At 65.0% G+C, this 22,618-nt stretch carries 24 protein-coding genes and 2 pseudogenes; 12 read left to right on the forward strand and 14 right to left on the reverse strand.

Annotated elements, in window-relative coordinates:
- Positions 1 to 140 precede the first annotated feature (140 nt).
- The 5 genes and pseudogenes from MKK84_RS00630 to MKK84_RS00650 all read right to left on the reverse strand — a co-directional run.
- A pseudogene (locus MKK84_RS00630) lies at positions 141 to 1,175 on the reverse strand (porin); the annotation flags it as partial.
- A gap of 305 nt (positions 1,176 to 1,480) precedes the next feature.
- Positions 1,481 to 1,822, reverse strand: coding sequence for a hypothetical protein (locus tag MKK84_RS00635; protein ID WP_243916106.1), 342 nt, complete (start codon positions 1,820 to 1,822; stop codon positions 1,481 to 1,483).
- A complete protein-coding gene (locus MKK84_RS00640) occupies positions 1,819 to 2,256 on the reverse strand; it encodes a DUF5681 domain-containing protein (protein ID WP_243916107.1) in 438 nt (145 codons plus the stop codon). Before MKK84_RS00640 ends, MKK84_RS00635 begins: the two co-directional genes overlap by 4 nt.
- 297 nt (positions 2,257 to 2,553) lie before the next feature.
- Complete coding sequence (locus tag MKK84_RS00645; protein ID WP_243916108.1) at positions 2,554 to 2,736, reverse strand: hypothetical protein; 183 nt, start codon at positions 2,734 to 2,736, stop codon at positions 2,554 to 2,556.
- Between the two features lie 402 nt (positions 2,737 to 3,138).
- Positions 3,139 to 3,627 carry a DUF2721 domain-containing protein gene (locus tag MKK84_RS00650; protein ID WP_243916109.1) on the reverse strand — a complete coding sequence of 163 codons (489 nt, stop codon included), beginning with the start codon at positions 3,625 to 3,627 and terminating at the stop codon, positions 3,139 to 3,141.
- A 395-nt stretch (positions 3,628 to 4,022) separates the two neighbouring features.
- On the opposite strand from MKK84_RS00650, the gene MKK84_RS00655 reads away from it, so the two are divergent.
- Positions 4,023 to 4,265 (forward strand): DUF6522 family protein, encoded by a 243-nt coding sequence (locus MKK84_RS00655; protein WP_243916110.1) that lies wholly within the window; start codon positions 4,023 to 4,025, stop codon positions 4,263 to 4,265.
- 108 nt (positions 4,266 to 4,373) lie between these two features.
- Positions 4,374 to 4,628 (forward strand): hypothetical protein, encoded by a 255-nt coding sequence (locus tag MKK84_RS00660; protein ID WP_243916111.1) that lies wholly within the window; start codon positions 4,374 to 4,376, stop codon positions 4,626 to 4,628.
- 177 nt (positions 4,629 to 4,805) lie between these two features.
- Here MKK84_RS00660 and MKK84_RS00665 read toward each other — a convergent pair whose 3' ends face one another.
- The 5 genes from MKK84_RS00665 to MKK84_RS00685 all read right to left on the reverse strand — a co-directional run bounded on the left by MKK84_RS00665 (position 4,806) and on the right by MKK84_RS00685 (position 9,501).
- Entirely contained in the window at positions 4,806 to 6,764 is a 1,959-nt protein-coding gene (locus MKK84_RS00665; protein ID WP_243916112.1) for a DUF3987 domain-containing protein, read from the reverse strand.
- 23 nt (positions 6,765 to 6,787) lie between these two features.
- Complete coding sequence (locus MKK84_RS00670; RefSeq protein WP_243916113.1) at positions 6,788 to 7,081, reverse strand: hypothetical protein; 294 nt, start codon at positions 7,079 to 7,081, stop codon at positions 6,788 to 6,790.
- Positions 7,078 to 7,281, reverse strand: coding sequence for a hypothetical protein (locus tag MKK84_RS00675; RefSeq protein ID WP_243916114.1), 204 nt, complete (start codon positions 7,279 to 7,281; stop codon positions 7,078 to 7,080). The genes MKK84_RS00670 and MKK84_RS00675 overlap by 4 nt, the downstream gene beginning before the upstream one ends.
- A 436-nt stretch (positions 7,282 to 7,717) precedes the next feature.
- Positions 7,718 to 8,221, reverse strand: a complete 504-nt coding sequence (locus tag MKK84_RS00680) for a hypothetical protein (RefSeq protein ID WP_243916115.1) — start codon at positions 8,219 to 8,221, stop codon at positions 7,718 to 7,720.
- Positions 8,218 to 9,501 (reverse strand): tyrosine-type recombinase/integrase, encoded by a 1,284-nt coding sequence (locus tag MKK84_RS00685; protein ID WP_243916116.1) that lies wholly within the window; start codon positions 9,499 to 9,501, stop codon positions 8,218 to 8,220. Before MKK84_RS00685 ends, MKK84_RS00680 begins: the two co-directional genes overlap by 4 nt.
- A gap of 839 nt (positions 9,502 to 10,340) precedes the next feature.
- Here MKK84_RS00685 and MKK84_RS00690 point away from each other — a divergent pair.
- Both MKK84_RS00690 and MKK84_RS00695 read left to right on the forward strand, forming a co-directional pair.
- The gene (locus MKK84_RS00690; RefSeq protein ID WP_243916117.1) at positions 10,341 to 10,781 is read left to right on the forward strand and encodes a hypothetical protein; all 441 of its coding nucleotides are present in this window, start codon (positions 10,341 to 10,343) and stop codon (positions 10,779 to 10,781) included.
- A 17-nt stretch (positions 10,782 to 10,798) separates the two neighbouring features.
- Positions 10,799 to 11,260 (forward strand): hypothetical protein, encoded by a 462-nt coding sequence (locus MKK84_RS00695; RefSeq protein ID WP_243916118.1) that lies wholly within the window; start codon positions 10,799 to 10,801, stop codon positions 11,258 to 11,260.
- A 776-nt stretch (positions 11,261 to 12,036) separates the two neighbouring features.
- Here the strand turns inward: MKK84_RS00695 and MKK84_RS00700 are convergent.
- Positions 12,037 to 12,738, reverse strand: a complete 702-nt coding sequence (locus MKK84_RS00700) for a hypothetical protein (protein ID WP_243916119.1) — start codon at positions 12,736 to 12,738, stop codon at positions 12,037 to 12,039.
- 103 nt (positions 12,739 to 12,841) lie between these two features.
- Between MKK84_RS00700 and MKK84_RS00705 the strand changes: the two genes are divergently transcribed.
- Positions 12,842 to 14,293, forward strand: a complete 1,452-nt coding sequence (locus MKK84_RS00705; RefSeq protein ID WP_243916120.1) for an ADP-ribosylglycohydrolase family protein — start codon at positions 12,842 to 12,844, stop codon at positions 14,291 to 14,293.
- Positions 14,294 to 15,251: 958 nt separating this feature from the next.
- Here the strand turns inward: MKK84_RS00705 and MKK84_RS00710 are convergent.
- The 3 genes from MKK84_RS00710 to modA are packed head-to-tail and all read right to left on the reverse strand — an operon-like array spanning position 15,252 to position 16,785.
- Positions 15,252 to 15,761 (reverse strand): hypothetical protein, encoded by a 510-nt coding sequence (locus MKK84_RS00710; RefSeq protein WP_243916121.1) that lies wholly within the window; start codon positions 15,759 to 15,761, stop codon positions 15,252 to 15,254.
- A gap of 2 nt (positions 15,762 to 15,763) precedes the next feature.
- Complete coding sequence (locus MKK84_RS00715; protein WP_243916122.1) at positions 15,764 to 15,973, reverse strand: molybdopterin-binding protein; 210 nt, start codon at positions 15,971 to 15,973, stop codon at positions 15,764 to 15,766.
- Positions 15,974 to 16,005: 32 nt separating this feature from the next.
- Positions 16,006 to 16,785 carry a molybdate ABC transporter substrate-binding protein gene (modA, locus tag MKK84_RS00720; RefSeq protein ID WP_243916123.1) on the reverse strand — a complete coding sequence of 260 codons (780 nt, stop codon included), beginning with the start codon at positions 16,783 to 16,785 and terminating at the stop codon, positions 16,006 to 16,008.
- 143 nt (positions 16,786 to 16,928) lie between these two features.
- Between modA and MKK84_RS00725 the strand changes: the two genes are divergently transcribed.
- The 7 genes and pseudogenes from MKK84_RS00725 to MKK84_RS00755 form a co-directional block, all read left to right on the forward strand.
- The gene (locus MKK84_RS00725; RefSeq protein WP_243916124.1) at positions 16,929 to 17,297 is read left to right on the forward strand and encodes a winged helix-turn-helix domain-containing protein; all 369 of its coding nucleotides are present in this window, start codon (positions 16,929 to 16,931) and stop codon (positions 17,295 to 17,297) included.
- Positions 17,298 to 17,515: 218 nt separating this feature from the next.
- Positions 17,516 to 18,259, forward strand: coding sequence for a substrate-binding domain-containing protein (locus MKK84_RS00730; protein WP_243916125.1), 744 nt, complete (start codon positions 17,516 to 17,518; stop codon positions 18,257 to 18,259).
- 308 nt (positions 18,260 to 18,567) lie between these two features.
- Positions 18,568 to 19,377, forward strand: a complete 810-nt coding sequence (locus MKK84_RS00735) for an EAL domain-containing protein (RefSeq protein ID WP_243916126.1) — start codon at positions 18,568 to 18,570, stop codon at positions 19,375 to 19,377.
- Positions 19,378 to 19,407: 30 nt separating this feature from the next.
- Positions 19,408 to 19,764, forward strand: a complete 357-nt coding sequence (locus MKK84_RS00740; RefSeq protein WP_243916127.1) for a hypothetical protein — start codon at positions 19,408 to 19,410, stop codon at positions 19,762 to 19,764.
- A gap of 11 nt (positions 19,765 to 19,775) precedes the next feature.
- Positions 19,776 to 21,062 (forward strand): sensor domain-containing diguanylate cyclase, encoded by a 1,287-nt coding sequence (locus MKK84_RS00745; protein ID WP_243916128.1) that lies wholly within the window; start codon positions 19,776 to 19,778, stop codon positions 21,060 to 21,062.
- A gap of 227 nt (positions 21,063 to 21,289) precedes the next feature.
- Positions 21,290 to 22,288 (forward strand): AMP-binding protein, encoded by a 999-nt coding sequence (locus tag MKK84_RS00750; protein WP_243916129.1) that lies wholly within the window; start codon positions 21,290 to 21,292, stop codon positions 22,286 to 22,288.
- A 134-nt stretch (positions 22,289 to 22,422) separates the two neighbouring features.
- Positions 22,423 to 22,618 (forward strand): annotated as a pseudogene (locus MKK84_RS00755) (IS21 family transposase); the annotation flags it as partial.

A 22,618-nucleotide genomic window follows, 5' to 3' on the forward strand; every position in this document is an offset into this window, starting at 1 on the left:
GGTGCCCTTAAGGGCGTAGGGGAACAAGCGATTTCGCCCAGATGACCGTGGGCACGAAAGCGCCCTTGGCCATTTGGAGAAGATGCGGCGTCCGGTAGACTTGCCGCGCAATTTCAAGAACAGGCTGCAGAGTATCGGCGCCCGTAGGCACCCTGCAGGTACAGGGCGTCGCCCGGGGCGATGAACGGGGTGTTGATCTTCAGGCCGCCCTGGACCGCGAACCCTTGAACGTTGCGGGTATGCGCCGGGGCGACGCTCGGACCGGTGCCGGTGCTGGCGGCGGTCGAGCGGTTGCCGACGTTCAGCTCGTGGGTGGCGGCCGAGAGCTGGGCCGAGCGCCACGCCTGATCTGGGCGCACGGCGCGTACGAAGCAGGGCACGCGCGAGCGCACCGAGCCGTCGGTATGGCGTAAACGGCGCGGGCCGACGAAGACCGGGGTCGGCTGGTTGGTCACGCCGAAGTTCGACACGGCGCCAGTGTTGACGGTCGCGGAGATGTTGGTCGGCGAGAAGATCGGGGTGCGGCGGAAGACCGGATCTTCGATCGAGATCGTGGCCGACAGGCCGTTGCCGATCGTGGCGGTGTAGGCCAGCAGGTTGGTCGAGAAGTTGTCTGAACCCGCGGTGGCACCGGCGAACTCGAAGTCGTGGGCGTAGAAGTCGAAGAACGACGACGCGCGACCGGCGGTGAGCCCGGCGAACTGAATGAACGCCTTGTCGACGTTCATGTACTGCTGGTCACGGCCGAAGCTGTCGGTGCCGATGCCGGGATAGGCCTGGCCGATACGCTGCTGGGTGCCGGAGGTGCCGACGCCGGAGTAGCCCGTGCGGGCGCCGGCATCGAGGCGCACGAAGGCGCGCAGGGTGCCGTAGGCGGTCTGGGTGCGGGCATCGAGGTTGATGCGCATCCGGCCCTGGTAGCCGGACGTGTCACCAGCCGCGCCGGCTTGGCGGGTATAGCTGGTCTGGTATCCGCCCTCGAACCGGGCACGGCCCGAAACGCGCAGGCAGGTGTCGGTGCCGGGGATGTAGAAGAAGCCGGCGCCGTAGGCACTACAGACGCGGACGTACTCGATCGGCACGGCCTTCTTGACCGGCAGGTCGGCGGCGTGCGCGGCACCCACTGCCGCGAATGCGGCGGCGGACCCAAGGAGGGACTTCTTTAGGAACTTCATCAGCAACCCCGAAACTGCGAGACCCGTAACCGCGGCACTGCCTGATTTTTCAGGTCAAACCGCTCATTGTTGTTTGGGCCCGCGTCTTGGTGGCGTGCTCCGGCAGGCTCTCAAATCGTGGAGGCTTGCTGGGGCGGGATCATGCCTGAACTGTTACGCTCAGCAACACGGTTTCATCCGGACACGAAGGGTTTGAAGGGAACTGTGGCTGAACTGCCACAAATGTGGCAAGCTCTCCGATCGGCTTGTGCCCGCAGAGCGCCGGGCAGCCTCCAAAGCAGCGAGGCGCACCATCAGCCTCGGGATCATTGCAGGTCCCTCGGGCTATCCAGGCGGAACGTGAACCGCTCGCAGCCCTTCGGCCACTGCCCCGCCGCCGAAGCCATCGCCCGCGCTTCTTCGGTTAGCAGAGTGGGCGACAGATCGCGCGGCGGCTCGCCTTCGGCCATCCCATAGGCGCTGACGTTCATCACGAACACGTCGTCACCCTCATGGATGGAGTGGCCGCGGTCCTTCAGGAAGGTGACGATCTCGTCGGTCGGCGTGCCGCTTCGAGCCTCGATCCGGAAGATGAGGTGCTTGCCGGTTGTGGGCCGGGCGGCGTTCGCCTCCAACCGGGCCAGCCTATCCATCGCGCGTGGCGTCATCGACGTGATCCTTTGCTACCGGCAGACTGCTCCAAGGCGGCGAGCCGTCCCGCGAAGTCCGCGGCGCTGATCGCCTTGACGTGGGCGTCCACGAGCTTCGACAGTTCGGCCGCTTCGCTCGGCGTGATCTCGCCATCCGCCACGCCCTGCATCAGCGCGCGAGTTGCCTTGGTGAGGTCGGCCGGGGTCTCAATCTCCGGCAAGGTGAAGGTGATCGGCCGATCCTTCCGGACGGGCATCAGGCGGTCCATGCACATGCGCAACGCGACTGTGTCGCCGTCCTTGGCCAACTCAATCACCTTGCGGGTCAGGGCCTCGCTCTCACCGTCAAAGATCGCTTCCAGGGCTTTGGTCGAGCGGTTGCGAGCGCCACGCGGACGGCCGCCAGGATTACCGCTCTGGCCGGGCTCGAACTGGGTCGCCTCGTTCGCCATCAGCGGCACCCCGACGGGCGGCCGTTTCCTGTAAACAACAGGAAAAGAACAGGACCGGGGCTCATGGGTAGCACTCCGCCGTGATGTCCTTCAGCGGCAGGTCTCGCCCGGCTGCGATCATGATCCGGATGATGGCGTCTTCGTCATTGCGGATCTCGTGACCTCACTCCCGGAGGAAGGCGACCGCAGCATCCCTGGGCAAATCCTTCGGGCCCTCTATTGCGAAATGGCGCACCGTGCGGTGCTGCTGCGGGCGGATGGTGCTCTCCAGCTTCCGAAGGCGTGTGTTCAAGTCTCTCATGCCGCACGACCCTCAATGTAGGTCGTGAGGTCAAGGGTCACGTCCCGGGGACGCTGCCGCAGGCCGATGGCCTCAAGCAACCGACGCAAATTCCCGCTGGTCCGGCTGTAGAGGCCCAGGGCGTCGGCATCGGCCTCGCCGTCCGTGGCGAACCGCTCCTCTATTCGGTCCAGTTCCACGGTCAGGATCGCGATCCGGCGAATGATGGACTTTTCCGCGGCAGATATCGCAACCTCGCCGTCGAGGTCGGACAGGTGAGTGCCATGAGGTCCCGCATGCGCCGCGCCCAGCCCAAGCGGCCGTCCACGTTCTGCAGCGGCGCGCTGCCGTTCGTGACGCGGCTCCGGTGTGAGGACTTCTGCGCGGTAATGAGGGGGCTATCTGCCACCGATCCAGCAGCCTTATCGGACATCTGTTGGACAAAGATAGTGCGAGCGGCTCGCCAAGTCATTGTACATGTTTGTTTATCTGAGTTCAGCGCCGTTCGATCTGTCGCCTTGCTAAAGCGACAACGCCAACTCTCAGAATTTTTGGCGATTAGTAGCGATGCGAGTGCGTGCTGTTCTGTTCAGCGAGTGCGCTTAGCTGTGCTCCACAGTTGCGGCTTGATCCTGCTGTCGATCGACTTCTACGCGGATGCCCCGACCCGCCATCAGGATCTCGGTCAGGAAGGCACCGAGCCCGCAGATGGTGAAGAGCAAGCCGGCTCCAAAACAGGCGAACAGCACAGAGGCTGCCGCCGCATCTCGTAATGCCCCCACGAATAGGGTCAGGATCGAGCTGAGGATCAATCCAGCGCCGATACAGACGCACACCACAGCCGCATCAAGCACAAACGACCGTCGCCGCAGGTAAGACAGCTCCTGCGAGAGATGATGAGCCTCCGCAGGATTGACCCTGTTGAGGTCGCGGGCGGTCGCGTTCACTTTGTCTGCGATCCGCGCGAGACGAGCCGAGAACACGTTGAGCATCTGCGCGAGGCCGGCGAGAATGAAGGCTGGTGCCAGCGAAACCTGGATGACGTGAGCGATGTCGTCGGGTGAGTGAGCCGCAAGCGTGAAGTCGAACACGATTTCACCTCAGCGCTCGGCCAAACGATAGCCGACTACCGCTTAGAATGGTTGAGCTTCCGTGAAGGGGAGGCTGGGCACGGATCGTCGCTCGATAACAGATCATTAACCACGACGATTTCCTGTGGATGGGCGCGGCCCAATCCGGCCGCGGTCAGTTGACCTGTCGGCGACGGAGATCAGCGATGGACCAGCAGGCTGGGGACGATCACGAAGATCGCAGGCAGATGGAGGGCTAGGGCTAGGCTCTTCAACGGGCGATCGCGTTCGGCGATCCTCATGACAGCGTCCCTCTTAACCGACGCTTCCGATCCTCATTCTCGGATCCGTGAGTGGCGCGTGCTATCGACGGTCTCAGCCCCGCATCTGCTGCCGAGCTGGTGAGGACCTGCTCCGTGAAGCTCATCTTCGGGCACAAGGGCAACTGGATCGTCGATCCCCGCGAGTTGGCTGCCCGCCTCGACGTCCGCGTCAGGGACCTGAAGCGGATGGAGAAGCGTGGGCAGGTCTATGCCAAACTTGCGACTGGTGATGGCGAGGAAGCCGGTCTGTCTCGCGTTACTGTCCGGCTGCCTGACAGAGGTTGGTCAGGCACCTTCGATCAGGGCGGCGCTCTCATCAAGGAGGACGCTTGGTGAGACCATTGCGCCAACCTCTCCGATCGACAGCGGATCCTAATCCACTCGACGGAACCGAAAACCAGCGTATCCTCCTGTTGGCCCCACCAGAGGGCACGGGAGGAAGCAATGTCTGCAAATTGGAAGGCAGCTAAAGAGGACCTAGAATGGAGCTTGAACCTGGGTGACGACGTAAAAGGTCGCGAGGAGCTTAAAGCCGCCTTCAGTAAAGAAAATGCTAAATATGTTGGGGCTGCGGTCGATGCATTCAAGCAGGGCCAGAGAGATAATCACAAGATATCAAATCTTTCCAGATGTGCACATGAAGATGATAAACGTCTCTACAACATGGGAAGAAAGATAATCGGACTGAAAGCTCTGTAATTATAAGCCGACGGCGCCAGTCGAAGCGCAGTTCTCTCCGACGGGCGCCCCGGCCGGGTGGAGGTCAGCGAACCGGATCTATGAGATCAGTCGCCCGCAACTCGTCGAGGAACTCGACCGGCAATCCTTCATACGTCCAGATCACCAGGATGTTATGCCGGAGAAGCGCAGTCTCCTCTATTGTGCGGGGCGAGTTACCCAAGCCCTGGTAGTGCTCGGACAGCCGGTGCCAGATGTCCTTGAAGCGCGCACGGGTTCGCGGATCTTGCACTTGCGCCTCGGCTCCGGTCGCGCTCCCACCAGCACGCCCACACCATAGTGCTTGTGGAATAAGGCACGTTCCGCCAGGCCCATTTCAACGTACCGCTGTCGAACCTTGAAACCTGCGATCTCGCTGAGGCGGAACATATCTTCGAGACCGATCTCGCCGATCATCTCCTCGAAACCGCGCCCGACTTCCTGCGCGTCCGAGAATATCTTACCCCTCTGTGCCATTTGTGCCGTTAGCTCGGTTTTCAGAGCTATTGGCACTACCGGCACGGGGGTCCCCATCTTTTCAGGGATGGGGTTTTCGACAAAAGGGCGGGTGGCGACGACCTCCGGATTGACCTCGTAGCTCTGAGACTTCCGACCCTTCACCTCGCCAGCCCGAGTGAAGCGCGGCCGGATCAATCCGGCCTCGACCAACTGCTTGCAGGCAGCATCCATGTCGGCAGCCTCACGCAGCATGCCGCCGATCTGCCGGCGGACCTCGCGGGCGTTGAACTCCGTCACCCGGTTCTGCCGGAGATGCTGTGCCAATAGCATCCCGCGGCGCTCGGCCACCGGGATCACGGCGTCCCCGAACACCCGCTCGGCCATCGGCAGGAAGTAGGCGTTCAACAGGTCGGCTGCCGCCGTCACCGCATCGGGCGATATCGCCTTCGGCTCGGACTCTTCGGTGCCGCCACACCACCATAGATACTCCAACACGGCAGACAGGCGCAGGCAGTGCCCGCGGGCCTTACCGAGCGTGCCGGCGAGCAAGCCGCTGGCCATATGGCACCGCCCCACGATGTCCCTAGCGAATTCCTCGAGCCGATCCTCCGCATCGCGGGCGAGCGGCACGATCACCGGCTCTGGGTGGCCGAACTCGTCGTGGAACTGCAACAAGTCGGTGAGCCGGGCGAAGGCCCGCTGCATCGGTCCGTCATCCTGTGCGCCGCGCGCCAGATTGAACTCGGGCTTGGTCTCCGGCCATGCCCAGAGCAGCCGGGAGGCCAGACCGTCGTCCGGCCCGTTCAGGATCATCTCCAGCTTGTCCGGCTGAACGCCGCCGAGCACGCCGATGCTGAGGTGTCGGATCCGAAGCGGCTCCGGGTTCTTCATCCGGTCCACGACGTAGGCGCGCCCGCCGTACATCTCGATCGCGAACGCCCGGTCGGATCCTCCCCCGCCGTACTTATCGAAGGCGCCGAGCCAGCCGGCCAGTTCGTCTCGCACCAGCAGGAGTCCGCGCGGCAGCCCGGCGGCTAGGGCGCCCAGCGCCTCGACCGTGGCATCCGCCACCCGGATCCGCGGCCGAACCGGCGCGGGCGGCTCCTGAGCGTCGGCCGGCAGGGCGGGTGGCGGGTCGCCGTTCTTTACGGCGGTTTTGACCTCTACCTTCCACGCTTCGATCCGGGCCTCGCAGGCCTGCTTGGCGGTGGCGTGCTCCTGCTGAACATGCTCGAAACCGTCCGCCATCCGATCCTCAGCGAACCGGACGAGATTGAAGGCGGCGTCCATGCTCGGCGACTTGGATGAGGATGGCGGGCCGACCTCCGCACACCACAGAACCGGCGGCTCCGACCACGCGGTCCCGGCCTGCGGCCAGCGCACGTTGGCGATGGCGGCGCCGACGCTGGCGAGCAAGGCGACCGCCACATAGTCGACCGGCGCGGACGCCCCTTTCGCCTTGCGCTCACACCACCCGGCCCACGGGCCGAGCAGATGCAGGGGGAAGGCCGGTGGGGATCGCCGACCGGTGCCGAGCAGGCTGAGATCAGGATCCGGCCACGACCCAGACCCCCCTGTGCCGGTAGTGCCGTTGGCGCCGGTAGGAACGATGCGATCACCGTGACGGCGACCGTCGTCCAGCGAGCCGCTGCGATCCAACTCGGTCGCAAATTCTTGCGCTCTCATGGGCGCACCTCCGGATTCGAATGACGGTGGGAGGCGGGCGTGGGCTGTCGCCGCTGGCGCTCGCGCTCGGTCTGCTCTGCGAGATCACCGAGCAACCCAAGGGCGGCCCTGAACTCGGCCGCCGCGCATTTCATCGTGTATCGGAGCCCGGCATCGTCGCGCAGGACGGCGTAGTCGTTGGCCATGTTGGCGCGCATGGCGACCATCGCCATCAACTCAGCGATGTGAGCCCGGAGCTTGTCCGGATCACCGTCGGCATAATCGGCGGGATTGAGGGGGGAGGCGCTCATGCGCGCCTCCAATGCTCGGGTGTCGCCAGTGCCAACTCGGCGATCACGTTGGCAACAGCGGGCGACAGGCCGTAGCGTGCGGCGAGATAGAGATCTTGCCGAAAGGCGGGGGCGGGAGTATTTCCGTGAGTGTCGGCCTGCGAAGCGACATTCATGGAAACCTGCCTCGGCCCGCGCTGAGCGCAGGTTTTCTTTTGCATGCTATGCGGCCTCCTTGGTCCGCAAGGCAGACTCCGCCTCACACGCGCGCAGCCATTCCAGATCAGCCTCCGCCGAGATCCGGACGGAGTTGCCAAACTTCATGGTGCGCGGCGCTTTGCCGGCCTTAATCAGGTTGTAGAAGGTTGCGCGGGAGATCTTCCGGTGCGCGCACCACTCGGGAATTGTCCAGACTTGCATCTCTGCACCTGCCTTTGTCTGTGGCGGTGCAAACAAGGATGAGCGGATCTATCTCAGATAAAACTATGATAACTCTGAGCCGATTATTTTTCGTTAGAATTAGCTTCAGATTTTCGAGGGCGACCTTTTTTGACGGGCACTCTGGGGTAAATCTTGCGCCAGTCCGTCTCGGTAACGCTCTTGTTCGCAAAAGCTTGAAAACCCACAGTTTCTGCTCGTCGCGATTCAGCTTTTTCGTCAGCATTTCTGCCTGAGACCCTCGATAGCAGCCTCGATGTCAGTGGCCGACATTGGCCGCCGGGTAGATGGCTCCGCAGCTTTTTCCTGATTTTCGCGCACAAGGCCGCTCCCAAGTACGTCGGCCATGCCGAGTCTGGCGAGCAGTTCCGCATAGTCTGTGCGATTGACGAAGATCCATTCGCTTTCAGTGCTCAGTGTGCTGGGTATCATCCCCGACCAGATCGAGTCGTTGCCAGTTTTGTCGCGCCAGAAACCTCTAGGTATTTTCTGGATACCTTCTAAATTTGTGTAATAACCAGTTATAACTTCGTCCAAGAGGCGCTGCTGAAGTTCGTAGCTAGCAGTAAAATTTTGCATACCAACTAAGCCGGTAGGCAAATTCTTGCCATCTGGTAACTTCGGACGACCGCTCGGGTACGCTATATTGACGTAGCGTTCAGCCAGATCCTCCCAAACGTCCACGAGCAGATAGTTTCCCGTTGGGATCATCTTCATTTTCATGATGATGCTACTGCCCCGATCGGCTCGACGTTGTCACTCGTCGAGCCGAACCGCGGGGCGCCTGCGCGGATCGCGTCGGCGACGTAGCTCGGGGCGAGGTGGCCGTAGTGCTTCTCGACCATACGGGTGTCGGCGTGGCCAAGATTGCGGGACACCACCATCAGCGGCACGCCAGCCATGACGGAGAGCGACGCCCAGGTGTGCCGCAGCCCGTGGAAGCCTATGGGCGGTATGATCCTGCCGTTGGTGCAGGCGTCTGCCATCGGCCGCAGCTGATGTGAGGCCGCCCACGGTTCTCCGTTCGCCTTCACGAACATGCGTGCCGTGCCGAGGCGGCCAGCTACGTGGCGGGCGAAGAAGGCGGCGCCGTCGTCCGTCAACACGATGTAGCGGGGCTTGCCCGACTTCGAGGTGCGGATCGCGACGGTGCCGGAGTCTGGATTGAAGTCGCGGACCTCCAAGGCGCACAGCTCGCCGTAGCGGGCACCGGTCTCCAGACCGGCTTGAGCCAGAGCACGGAATCCTGGCTCGGCCGCGTTGATCAGGCGCTTGGCCTCCGCGATGGTCAGGTAGCGAACCCGGGCGGCATCCACGTTCTCGAACGGCTCTACGCGGCGCCAAGCAAGATCGGAGGAAATGCCCCCTCCCCTCCATGCACGATTGAGCGCGCCCTTTAGGATCGTCAGGGTGCGGTTGGCTGACGAGCGCCGCTTTCGCTTCGTCTCGTCATCAAGCGTCATCTCACGATAGCGCTGTTCGTCGCCGGCCTTGGTCCGGATCCGGGGCGCAGCCTTCGCCATTTCGGCGAGCCACTTCTCAAGCTGCTTGGTGGTGAGCGCCTCGACCTCAATGTCGCCGAGGGTCGGCAGGATATGGGCCCCTGCCCTCTTGCGGGCGTGGATGCCAGTCTTCCGGTTGGCGTCAAGGAAGTCGATGTAGGCGTTGACCGCGTCGCGGACCGTGAGCGGCCCGGTCTTGCCGGCGGCACTGTGCGCCCGCTGAACCATCCGAGAGCGTGCGAGATCCTGCGCCTGCCGGAAGCTCAACACAGCGACGCCGTCCGGATCGGAGAAGTCGTCGGCGACGGCGAGTGTCTCGACCTCGTAGTCGCGTTCGCCGATGTAGTGGCGGGCGACCCACTTGCCTGCGCCCTTCTGCGGCCGGCGGTAGCCGAGGTGCAGGCCCGGCTCCAGCGTGCGGTAGTACGGCTTCCCGCGCGGCAGCAGGCGCTGGCGGGCGGTGCGGGTATCAAGGTTGGCGTCACGAACACTGCGGGCCACAGCGGGGCTCCTTTGCAGGCGATGTCCAACAGATGTCCAATATGCGTCCCTACACTCCCATAGACAAGCCTAGGCCGCTATGAGCTATGTATTTGACCACAAACAGAAATGCTGTGCGGGGATAGACGCTCATAGACACCGGAGCGTCTCTTTCCCGGCGAAAACACGGGTTCGACTCCCGTAGGGCGCGCCAACAAAATCAGGCACTTAGCATCGAACTTGTTGGCGCATCGGCTGAGCGTACGGAAAATATACGGAATATCTGCCGACATCCGTGATGGCTCGCGGAGATCCGTGGCCGTCCCAGCCTCTGCATGTCGGTCACCGGAAACCCGCGGTTCGGTAGCGTCGCCCACGCCTCGCCATTGCTGATCGCCCGGGTCGCGGCCGACCGTCTGCCACGCCTGAGAACTCGAACTTCCTCTAAGCCAGGTTTCGATGCCGACCGGCGCAACCTGTTGAAGTCCGGCACGCACCGCCTCGGTTAAACGTCCCCGCACCAGGCGACGACGTCCTCTGTCCCTGCGCACGGTGGGTACAAGGTAAAGCTGGCATCGATCGAAGTTTCGGCCCTATCGCCCTGCGAGCGCAACTGAGATGACGCCCGTCCAACGTTGGGCCTTTGCGGCCGCTGCGTCGTCGCCTTTCACCGCGGTCTTTGCGATCGTGCGTCGGTCCGCCGCGCTGATATCAGCGCGCCGCTGTAAATTTTCGCGCACCTCGCGGGAAACCCCTCTATCGACTCTGCTTGAGCCTCGGAGACCGGCTTCCATGCTCAACGCCATCATCATCGACGCCACCCCGACGTCAGCTTAGTCCATCCGTGGACTGGGCGCGCCATGACCAAGGGCGACACCGCCGGCTCGAGTCCTCATCATCCTGAGGTTTCAACGCTTTTACCGAGCGTCGGTATCTTCTGGAGCGTGCCGAAGGGCGACCGCAACGTGCTGGTCACGGACCGCACGGTTCTGGCAGAAGCGGAAGTCTACGGCGACTGCCTCACCCATCCACGGGGCCACCACGAGGTGTGGGAGGCCTGGCGCAGGCTCGGCGCCACCGCGCTGCGCCGCTGCGGCCTGCCGCCGGCGATCGCGGGTCACGAGTATGAGGCGTTCCCGCGGGGGCGGGTGGTCTACATGCGTGGGCCCGCGCTGTTCACGGTCTACGCCGACCGGCGCTTACAGCGGCCGGAGACGATCGCCGAACTCGTGCAGTTGTTCGGCCTCGCCGGGGAGCGCCGCGCGATCCGCTCGGACGCGCACTACCGCACCCGCATCTGATCCGAAGGTCGCGCAGCATGGGCGGCAGCTCGACTGACATCGAGGCGCTCCTGGCCGACGTCACCGGCCCGGCCAACCCGACCCCGGGGATGCTGCCGGCGATCTTCCGCGACATCGTCGGGGCGCTCGAGGCGGAGGGCTATCCCTACGCCGTGGTCGGACGCATCGCCCTGACCCTGCACGAGCAGGCGCGGTACGTCGGCGCGATCGAGATCGTCGCCGACTTCAGCGCGGGCGGGCCCGAGTGTGCGGCCGGCCTCGCGCAGGCGACGCGCGGGCGGTTCGCGGCGCACATGGACCCAAGGCTGTGTCCGCGGCCGATCGAACTGACGCTGAGGCCCTGCATTTGCGCGACCGAGGCGGGACTTCTGGCGGAGACGAATCACCCGCCCCTGGTTCGATGTTCCAGCGCGACTGGCCAGCGCGGAACACCTGCTCTGGCTCTGGTGCCACTCGGACGGCGTCGATCATCCAGCTGACGCGTCCGCGCTGATCGCGGGGGGCACCGTCGACCTCTACCGCGTGCAGGGCCTTCTGCGCGTGACGGACGACGTCGAGGAGGCGCGGCAGAGGCGGCTACGGCTGGCGATCGGGGATGCAGTCCTGTCGACGACGTCCTCGCTTAGCCGGTACATGGCGGAGCGGCGCGCCCGGCTCGATCCATTTCATAAGCCGATTTGGCGTCGAGTTCGCGATGAGCGTGCCGATGCGGAGCGGGGCCGACCGGGTAGAGAGATCTAGCGGACTCGCTGCGGAGGCCGAGCGATCCACCGACTGCGCGCAGCGTGGTCAACCGACTACACTCATCAAAACACACCCCGGGGGCCGGCAGGACCCGTAGGCCGCCCGCTAGCTCCAGCGGCGCGGCGGGCGGTGTCCACCCCCACGGCGGCGGCCCCACCCAGGGATGCCGAAGTGCCCCTCGGGCGCCACCGGTAACCTCCGCCCCGGCTCGAGAGAGCGCTGGCCCTAACGAGCCCCTTCGTTTGCCCCGTCGCGGCACTGCCGCGGGCCGCCACGCTCACCCGGCGCCGTCCAGGATCGGCTACGGGCCTGGCCGTGGATCGACCCGGTTCGGACCGTCGCTTGGCCGATGCTACCGAACGGGATGACATCGGAAGGGGCTGTCGCCGTCTATCGCCGATCCCCGGACCGCTGGCCAGCCCTCGCCGTCGACTGTCTCCGAGGACCGGTCGATCGAGGTCACGATCTGTGCGCTGACCGCTCGACCAATCCGGGCACACGGTGGCTAAAGCTAACCGGCCTCTGATAGCCCCGAGGATATCCGCAGGGTTTCGGCCGAACCGCGCTCAACGGCCCCTAGCGTCACAGCGCGGGCCGCCTTGCGCACGTTGTCGAGCGTCCATGTCGCACCGCCCCCCAACGTCGGCACCTTCCGCGCATTCAGCAGCTCCGCCACGGCCTTCCAGTGGCCGCGGCCCTCCGGCACTTCCGCGAGCGCTGTGGCCAGCGCCACCGGCACGTCCTGCCGCCTGCGAGCCCGCTCCTCGGCATCCCGCACCCGCCACATCGAGAAGTGCTCGGCCGGATCGAAGCGCTGCCCGTCCAACACGATCTCCTCGGCGTCGAGGCCCACGGTCGGCACCCCCGACTGTCGCAGCGTCGCCAGCGCATCGGCGAGGATCAGGTGGGGACGCCAGCCGTCGTTTCGATGGAAGTCGACGTGCGCGAGTGTGGATCCCGCCTCGCGGCAGAGGTGGCCGGCCCGCGCGACGTCGCCCGCGATGGCCGCCGTGCCCCGGTCCGGGCTGACCTCCATGGCCACCACTTCGTGCGCGAGCCTGCCGTTCTCCCAGTCGACGAAGCGGCGGATCAGCGCGCGCTGGTAGGCCACCGTGCGGCTCGCCTGTGCCGCCCGGGCTACGTCGTCCGGCAGGTCGAGGAAGCCCGCCCACCGCACCGGGAACGTCCAGTAGAAGCCGACGAACGAACCCATACCGTTTTCCTGTCTAACCCGACCCGGAAAATTCCGACGCGACCCATCTGGCCCGCCGAGCGAGAGTACCGTGACCTCGTCATCAGCCAAACAGGAGCGCGCCATGACGAGCCACCGTGAAACCGCCGCCATCCGCATCGCCGAACTCCCGGCCGGGACCCTCGGTAGTCTGGTCGGCGTCACCTTCGCCCCCGGCAAGCAGCAGGCGGATCGACTGACGAGCCGCCACGATCGCGACCTCGCCGCCGACCTCGACGCCGTAGCGGCTTGGGGCGCGGCCGCGGTCGTCACCCTGATGGAGGCCGACGAGCTCGACCGTTATCGAATCCCAGAGATTGGCGCCGAGGTGCGTGCCCGCTTCATGGAGTGGAACCACCTGCCGATCCGCGACGTCGACGTCCCGGACGCCGCGTTCGTGACGGCTTGGCCCCCGCACTCGGCCCGTCTGCGTTCGCTGGTGGCCGCCGGCAATCGCGTCCTCATCCACTGCCGGGGGGGCCTGGGACGGGCCGGCATGGTCGCCGCTCGGCTCCTCGTCGAGATGGGCGCCGATCCAGTAGAGGCTATCGCCGCCGTCTGCCGCGCCCGCGGCCCCCGAGCCGTCGAGACACGCGCTCAGGAGGATTGGGTGCGGCAGGGCCGCCCGCAGTCGGTCGTCCGTCCTAAAGCGGCCGGCGCCCGCGACCGGGCCGTCGGTGCGATGCTCGGTCTCGCCGTCGGCGACGCCGTCGGCACCACCATCGAGTTCTGGGCCAAGCCTCGCAGGGCGGTCCTGTCCGACATGGTCGGCGGCGGCCCGTTTCGCCTGAAGCCGGGACAGTGGACCGACGATACCGCCATGGCCCTCGCCCTGGCCGACAGCCTGCTCGCTCACCCCGACCTCAACTCCGACGACCTCGCCCGTCGGTTCGTGTCCTGGTACCGGGACGGGATCTATTCCTGCACGGGCGCCTGCTTCGACATCGGCACGGCCACCGCGGCGGCCCTGCGCCGGTATGAGCGGACCGGCGATCCTGTCGCCGGCTCCACTGATCCGGGCACGGCCGGCAACGGCTCGATCATGCGGCTCGCCCCGGTCGCCGTCCGGCACTGGCGGGACCGGACGGCGATGCTGCGCGTCGCTCGAGACCAGTCCCGCGTCACCCACGCTGCCCCTGAGGCTGTCGAGGGCTGCGAGCTACTCGCCGACCTCCTCGCGGCGGCCATCGGCGGTGCCGCACTGTCGGACCTCGTCGTCTCGGACGCTGCGCGTCGGATCCGGGGCTTCCGGCCAGGCCAGCTTCGCGACGCGGTACGCGGTACCGGTTACGTGGTCGCCTCGCTGCACGCCGCGCACTGGGCGGTCTCGCGCACCTCGACCTTCCGGGACGCCGTGCTGCTGGCCGCCAATCTCGGTGAGGACGCCGACACGACCGCGGCGGTCGCCGGACAGATCGCCGGCGCCGTGTACGGCGCTGCGGGTATCCCGGCCGAATGGCTCGACCGGCTTGCCTGGCGCGGACGGATCGAACGGATGGCCGGCGACCTCTTCGATGCCGTGCGCTCTGCGGCCTGACACTAGCTCGGGGACCGGACGGCGCATTGACGCACAGCTGCACGTGTCGAACTGGTGTCCTCCCGGCTACATCGCATCCAACCCCTCTCTACCTGCGCCTGGCCCCCGGCGCACTCACCGACCACACCAGCGGCGCCCGCGGCGCGCCCCTATTCTCCCACCCGTACGCCAGCCACCGCCATTTGATGGTCGATGCGCTCACGACCGCCCCGGCTGCCGTTAGATCCCCGGCCTGTCCCGGGTGGTCGAGGCCGCGCCTTTGAGGTCCTCTTGAGGCACCCCGACCCCGTGGACGTCGCCAGTCCTGCGCCGCGGCGAACTACCGCCTATGGATCCCATAAAGCGCCTACAATCCCCGCCGCGCTCAGTCCCACCGCCCACAATATCCTCGCCCCTCCGGCCTCGGCGGGCCGTCCCATTTGCCCATCATCCAGGCGTTCGCGCCTCCTGCCACCGGCGAGAAGTCGTCCTTACGGCAACCTCATGCCGGCAGACCGGACCCCTTCGTCTGTTCATCTCCGCGATTGCGGACAAGCCCGCGACACCGACTCACCCACGACCAGCCATCCGGCAGTTCTGCCCGGTTTGTATCCGGCGCAAATATTTGAAAACATGAAGCTTTCGAGCTCGCAGTTCTACGAACAGACGGGCTGAACCGGGACGGGCGAGCTGAGGGTCGCCCCTGGCATAACAGCTGCCGTATACGGCGCCCCCATCAACGCCAGGGACCCGGAAAGCGCTCGTTCATTCCGGCCGCTTTGGGCATCCCGCGCCCGCGATGAATGACTGGGTCTGGCCGTAAGCTGCCGGTCTGCTTCGGAGAAGGTCTGCTGCAAAAGTGGACGGTCGCGTAACGACCCTACCCGGCCGCCAGGACCGCAGTTGGCGTTTCTCCAAAGCGGCCGTTCTATCTTCGACCCAAGTAGGCTCGCCGAGGATCCCCCGCGCAGGGGGGCAGCTACTCGGCTTTGAGGAGGTCGAGCTTGATCTGCTGGCTCGACGCGCGGCTGATCGCGATCGTCACAGCACCGGCGGCCAGGGCGAAGCGAACGCTCTTGCGCACCTCTGGGCAACCCTTCTTTCCGCTGTGGGACGCGGGCTTGAGGGTGGAGCGGCCATCCTGGCTGACATCAATCCAGGCCTCGTCTGACAGCGTCACTTGGTACATCCCCGCGGCTGGCACCGTAGCCGTCACGAAACCCGCGAAGGTATCGGGCTTCGCTTCCTTCTCGGATGGGACCGGCAGCGCGACCTCCGCGGCTGGGTTTAGGATAAGCTGCGCTGCGCTGACGCCGCCCGACAGTGCTGAGCCAGACGCAAGCGCGGACAGGTTAGGCGCGCCGAAGGCGGCACGTTCCCGCGCCACCGACCATGCAAAGCTCGCGCAGGCCGGGGCATCCTCGGCCCTGACCGTGTTGACCGAGAGGGCCACAAGCCCAGCAGTGAGGATGGCGCGGGAGATGATCATCGTCAGTCGACCGCGACCATGACGTCGGACGCCTTGATCACGGCGTAGGCCGGGCCGCCAACGGTGAGCCCCAGGCTGTCGACCGCCTCGTTGGTGACGGCTGCGGTGACGATCTGTCCGGGCATGATCTCGATCTTCACGTGCGCCGTCGTGGCGCCCTTCTCGATCGCGGTCACCGTGCCCTTGATGATGTTGCGTGCGCTGATCTTCACGATGTCTGCCTTTCAGAGCCGCTCAGGGCCGATTAGTTCTTGCCGCTATCGATGATGCTGAAGCCTTGAGCCTCGAAGAAGGGCTTGGCTGCCGCGCTCCGAAGGTAGTCGAGGAAGCGCTTCGCGCCATCGCCCTTCGCGTCCGCCGTCACGGCGAACGGGTAGACCACGGGCGGATGGCTGTCGGCCGGGAACACACCTACGACCTTCACCTTGGGATCGGACTTCGCATCACTCTCGTAGACGACGCCGAGGGGTGCCTCGCCGCGTGAGACCAGCAACAGGGCCGCCCGCACGTTATCGCCCTGCGCCAGACGCGGCTGGATCCCGGCCCACAAGCCGAGCTTCTCGAACGCAACCTTCGCGTACTTGCCGATCGGCACTGAGTTGACCTCGCCAGTAGCCAATCGGCCGTCCGGCCCCAGCGCCGCCGCGATGGCTTCCGGTGTGAAGGCGATCGCACTCTCCTTCGCGTCGGCCGGTGCGATCAGGACGAGGCGGTTGCCGAGCAGGTTCACCCGCGTGTCCGGTCGGACGAGGTTCTTTTTGGCGAGGTAGTCCATCCATTCCAGATCGGCCGAAGCGAACAGATCGGCGGGGGCCCCGCTCTCGATTTGCCGGGCGAGGGCCGAGGATGCCGCATAGCTCGCCTTGAGTTCGACGCCCGACTGAGCGGTGAAAGCCTTGCCCGCATTGTCCAAGGCGTTCTTGAGGCTGGCCGCAGCGAACACGGTCGCGGTGTCGGCGGCTTGAACTACCCCGGGGGCGAGAAGCAGGGCGGCGACGAGGCCGGTGCGGATCAGGCTGCGCATACTCGGAACGGTCCTAGGCCACATGTGCGTCGGCTGCGCTATATCCTGTGGAATACAGCGCTGGGAAGTCGTAATCGTGTTGGCTATGGACCCCCGATGAGGCGGCGCGATAGCTCACAGCGTAGGGCAGACGAGAGGTGCGGGTGGCAAGCCTCAGTATCCGGATCGACGTCGGACCCGGCAACCGCATAGGTCCGGGTAAGGTGCAACTTCTGGAGATGATCGCCGAGCATGGCTCAATCTCCGCGGCCGGAAGGGCGCTCGGGATGTCGTATCGCCGAGCGTGGCTATTGATCGAGGCGATGAACGATGGCTTTGAGCGACCTGTCGTAGAAGCACAGATTGGCGGTAAGGCCGGTGGCGGTGCGCGCCTGTCGGCCTTCGGCGCCGATCTCATCGCCCACTACCGCGCGATCGAGCGAGCCGCTGACAAGGCTGCCGCGCCATTTCTCGATAGGATCGCCGCTCCAGCACAAGGCAAGGACGACGTGCCGCCGAGCGCCGTCTCCTGAGTAGAATATGTAGGAGCCGACAGGATGCTATATTCGACCTGATACAGCGGCTGCTTCTGCCAACTCACGCCCGTGTAGACCGCGTGTCCCCGTCTTCCGAAACCGGCCATGCCCCGGATACGCATTGGTCCCGGCTTGGGGTAGCAAGCAGATCCATCAAACGCTACCGAGGATGCAGGTGGCGGCCATTCCGCCTTATCCTGAACGACGCCCACGCCATGACATCGTTGAGCGATATCCCACCTACGGTCACCGTTCTGATCTCCGGAGGCTTTGAGCTAGCCTATCGAAGGGCGATCCCGAACTTCGAGCAGGAGACTGGCATCAAGATTGAGACCCGGTCGGGGGCCTCGCAGGGAACCGGCCCGAAGACGATCCGCTACCAACTTGATCATGGTGCCGAGGTCGATGTCGTCATCCTGTCCAACGAAGGGCTCCATGAACTCATCGGCGCGGGCCTGATCGCCGAGGGCTCGATTGCCGAGCTTGCGACCGCTCCCCTTGCGGCTGCCGTGCAGACGGGCGCGCCGAAGTCCGATGTTAGTTCAGTTGCGGCGCTCACCCAGACCTTGCTGGATGCCCGCCTCGTCGTGATGCCGGGCAGCACCAGTGGTCTCTTCATCCAGAGGGAAATCCTTCCAGCGCTCAGCGTCGCCGACAGGGTTCGTTTGAAGGTCTACCCACGAGGAACTGACTCTGCCGCCGCGCTGGCAGCAGGCGAGGCTGATCTTGCGCTGGGGCCTATCAGCGAACTCGTCAACATCCCTGGCATCGAGCCAGTTGGCGCTCTCCCCGACGCGGTTCAACTCGTCCAAACGTTCAGTGCAGCAACGGTGGCGACGGCCAAAAACCCAGATCTGGCGAAACGGCTGATTGCTTTTCTACAGTCCGACAAGGCCGAAGCCGCAGTGAGAAAAGTCGGGATGGAGCCGCTCGGGTCAGGTCGCGGATCGGCTGCCTAGGATGCTGAGGCGTCCGCTTCGATGCATATGCCACTCATGAGCGGACCGGCAGGAAATCACCCATCCCAGCCATTCAGGCGCGCCCACCGCCGGGGCTGGATGTGGCCGCAAGCGGCCGGTCTGCTTCGGGAAAAACCGAACGGCAAAGCAGACAGCTCGTTACCGACCCAACCCCAACGCACAGCCTTGCGAGCGCGCCCCGAAACCGAACCTTCACTCGGGTCTTTATTCGCGTCGAAAATTCACGTCAGCGAAACCGTCAAGCTGTTAGCTGGGTTCGATCAACGCCAATATGAGAAGCTCGAGCTATGAAAAGGGGATGCCAGGGTTGCCAGGCTGGTGAGCCGCTGCCCTTTGAGTTCACAATGGCGTTCCATCCCATCCTCGACCTCCATCGACATGGTGTGTGGGGCTATGAGGCATTAGTCAGAGGCGTCTCGGGTCAAGGCGCCGGCCATATCCTCGCGATGGTTGATGAGGCAAACCGCTACAAGTTCGATCAGGCCTGTCGTGTGAAGGCGATTGAGCTAGCGAGCGCCTTGTTCGTCGAACCAGATACCCGTCTGTCCATCAACTTCATGCCCAACGCCGTCTATGAGCCAGCCGCTTGCATCCGGGCGACGCTGGAGGCGGCGCGTCGCGTCGGCTTCGCACATCAGCAGATCATGTTCGAATTCACCGAGAACGAGCGCATGGCCGATGTCGCTCACGTTCAGCGCATCATCACCGAGTATCGCAAGCAGGGCTTTGCCACCGCCCTCGACGACTTCGGTGCAGGGTACGCTGGGCTCAACCTGCTCGCGAGCTTTCAGCCTGACTTCATCAAGCTCGACATGGAACTGATCCGCGGCATCGGAGCGTCGCACGCTCGCCGGACCATCGTCGTGGGTGTGGTTGCGATAGCACGTCAGCTGGGCATCGCGGTGATCGCCGAGGGCGTGGAGACAGAAGACGAGCTCGACACTCTGCGTGCGACCGGCATTCATCTGTTCCAGGGCTATCTGTTTGCCAAACCTGCCGTGGCGAGCCTGCCGACGGCTTGGCTCCCACAGCGAGGCTCTGCTGGATCAAGAACGGAGACTGGCGTGGATGCTGGGCTCGGCACGCGCGCCGCCTGAGCATCTCCGAACTGACATGCGAGGCCTGCTGTGCTCACTTTCGAAGCCATCTCTCTCGACATGCTACTCACCCTTGAGGCGGATCAGCTCGACGCCCTGCCGTTCGGGGTGGTCGGACTGTCATTGGCGGGTATAGTCGAGATCTATAACGCCACAGAGGCGCAGCTGGCTGGTCTCCAACGCGAGACCGTCCTCGGCACGCACTACTTCTCCGTGACTGCGCAGTGCATGAATAACTTCATGGTGGCGCAGCGCTTGGAGGACGAGGCGGAGATCGACGAGATCATCGACTATGTGCTCACCCTACGCATGCGCCCCACGCCCGTGCGGCTGCGGCTGCTGAAGGCGCCGCAGACCGATCGCCGCTATATCCTGATCCAGCGCTGAGCGAAGCCGCCATGACGACTGACCTCGAAGCCGAGAATGCGGCGCTGCTCCAATTCCTCTACGCCTGCCCGGCCGGTCTCGTCGAGTTCTCGGCGGCCGGTGCCATTGGCATGGTCAACCCGGCCGCGATGGGCCTTCTCATGCCGATCGCGGGTCGTCCGTTCGTCATCAACCTGTTCGACGTCATGGACGGCTGCGCGCCAGAACTGCGCAACATGATCCACAACTTCGCACCACCGCAGGGGACGGTCTGTGACGGCCACCGCATCGTGACCGGACGCGGGGAGCGGTCGACCATCCTGGCCTGCACCATCGTGAAGCTGACCGAGGATCGCTACGTCGCGACCCTTTCCGATGTGACCGAGCAGGTCGCCCGCGAGCGGCGGTTGAAGCAAGCCGAGACATGGTTTGCCTCCCTGCTCGACGGCGTCGATGATGTGGCTGTGCTCTCGCTCGATGCGAACGGCTGCGTCGACGCGGCAACGCCCTCAGCGACGCGCCAGACCGGTTTCACGGAAGCCGAGCTCCTCGGCAGACCGCTTGAATGGTTCGACCGCCCGGACCGCGCCACGGCGATGCCTCTGCCCGGTGAGGCGATCGCCGTGGCGCGACGGGACGGCTGGTACCTTCACGAGGGCTGGCACGCCCTGGCCGACGGCGGGCGCTACTGGTGCCAGCGCTTGGTCGCCGTGCGCAACGAGGCAGCGGGGGCTGCTGCGGGATATACCCTGGTCATACGAGCGGTGACCCGCCAAGGGCGTGACACGGCCGATTTGCGCAGGATGTTGACGCGCGATCATCTCACGGGTGCGAGCAACCGGGCTCATTTCTTCGAGACGGCGGAACGCCAACGTGTACGGGCACTCCGGGATGCGGGATCGTTGGCTCTCGTGGTCCTCGATGTCGATCACTTCAAGCGCGTGAACGACGAGCACGGGCATGCGGCGGGTGACGCGGTGCTACGTGAAGTCGCGCGCCGCTGCGAAGCGGAGTTGCGTCCTGAGGACATCTTCGCCCGTTTGGGGGGCGAGGAGTTCGTCGTGCTCCTTCCAGAGACCTCGCTTATGAAGGCCTCTGCGGTCGCCGAACGCTTGCGCACCTCGCTCGCACGTGAGCCGATCGTTACGGGCGGGATCGAGCTGCGCATCACCGCAAGCTTTGGCTGCTCTGCGTTGGATACGGATCCGGCCGCATCCCTGGCTGGCCTGCTCGCGGCCGCGGACAACGCGCTGTACAAGGCCAAGCGTTCGGGCCGCGACCGGGTTGAGCTGTCACACCCAAATCAGGCCGCGGCCTGAACGCTGGTCATCCTGCGATGCTTTCGCGAAGCGCCCTCGCTACCGTCCTACAGAGCCTTCTCATCGCTGAACTCCTTGCCGCGCGCGGCCGCGGGAATCCTGCCGCGCGTCTGCCGGTACACCTGCCACCGGCATGGCCCGAGACCACGCGAATCAGTTCTGGAGCTGGAGAGGGGTTGGGCTGCGACTCGCTGGAGCGATTGTGGCTAGCCTCCGCGGTCAACGAGATGTTCCACCTCCACGAGGTGGGCGGTGAGGATGGGCTGCTTGCGGACACCACGTTCGGGGCCTGGATTGAGCGGGTCGAGGCCGCCTGGCGCTCCGGTGTCACGTCGGTCACCTTTACGAGCTCGGGGACGAGTGGGCGACCGAAGCGCTGCGCGCATACGGCCGATGCTCTACGCACTGAGATCGCGTTCCTAAGTGAGCTGTTCCGGAACAGGCGACGCGTCTTCTCCCTTGTGCCGACCCACCACGCCTACGGCTTTCTGTTCGCCGCGCTCCTGCCCGATGCGCTCGGCGTCGACCATGTCGATGCGACGAAGCTCGGCCCTGCTGAGATTGCTCGCAGCCTCGCGCCCGGGGATCTCGTCGTCACGTTTCCCGACCGCTGGCGTTGGTTGGAGCGCTCGCTGCCCAACTGGCCGGAGGACGTCGCTGGCGTGGTCTCGACCGCCCCGTGTCCGCGAGACTTGATCGCAGCGCTCCGCGAACGCGGCCTGGCGGCGATGATAGAGGTGTACGGCTCGTCAGAGACGGCCGGCGCGGCTGTGCGCCCCTGGCCGGAGTTCTCGTATAGCCTCATGCCACACTGGCATTTCGTCGAGCCAGTCAGCGAGGATGCACCAGAAATTATCGATCGATCTGGACGCCGCCTCTCGTTACCGGATCGCATCCGGACGCTAGGCGGGGGGCGGTTTGAGCTGGCGGGCCGACGGGATGGTGCCGTACAAGTCGGCGGCATCAACGTGTACCCTGACCGGGTCGCGGCGCGCCTCCGTGATCGGCCCTGCGTTAAGGAGGCAGCGGTGCGTCTGATGCGCCCGGAGGAGGGCGTCCGTCTGAAAGCCTTTATCGTACCCGAGGTGGGAACTGATCTGACCGCATTGCAGGCGGACCTCTATGCATGGATTGACAGCGTTTTGCCGACCGCGGAGCGACCGACAGCTCTCACATTTGGATCTAGTTTGCCAACGGGCATGATGGGCAAAAGCGCCGACTGGTAAGGAGCGCCGGCCAGTCATAATTGTGATTAGGCGTGGAATAAGGACCCCGTTCTCGGGGTGATCGGCGTCCAAACGGGACCCCCAGGACAAGTCATCCACAATGCCTTCCGGCTCGAACGGCAGGCTTGCGCGGGATGTTGGTCGTGGAGACGGTCGCAACGATCCGCCGCTCGTATTTCGTGCAGCAGCAGCCGATCAAGCAGATCTGCCGGGAGCTGAGGGTCTCGTGCAAGGTCGTGCCCAACGTCATCCGCTCTGAGGCGACGGCGTTCCAATATACCCTCTCCGTCCCATCTGCCCCGAAGCTTGGATCGTGCCCGGGCCGGCCTC

Origin of the sequence: Methylobacterium sp. E-065 (assembly GCF_022829605.1) — a bacterium.
GTDB lineage: Bacteria > Pseudomonadota > Alphaproteobacteria > Rhizobiales > Beijerinckiaceae > Methylobacterium.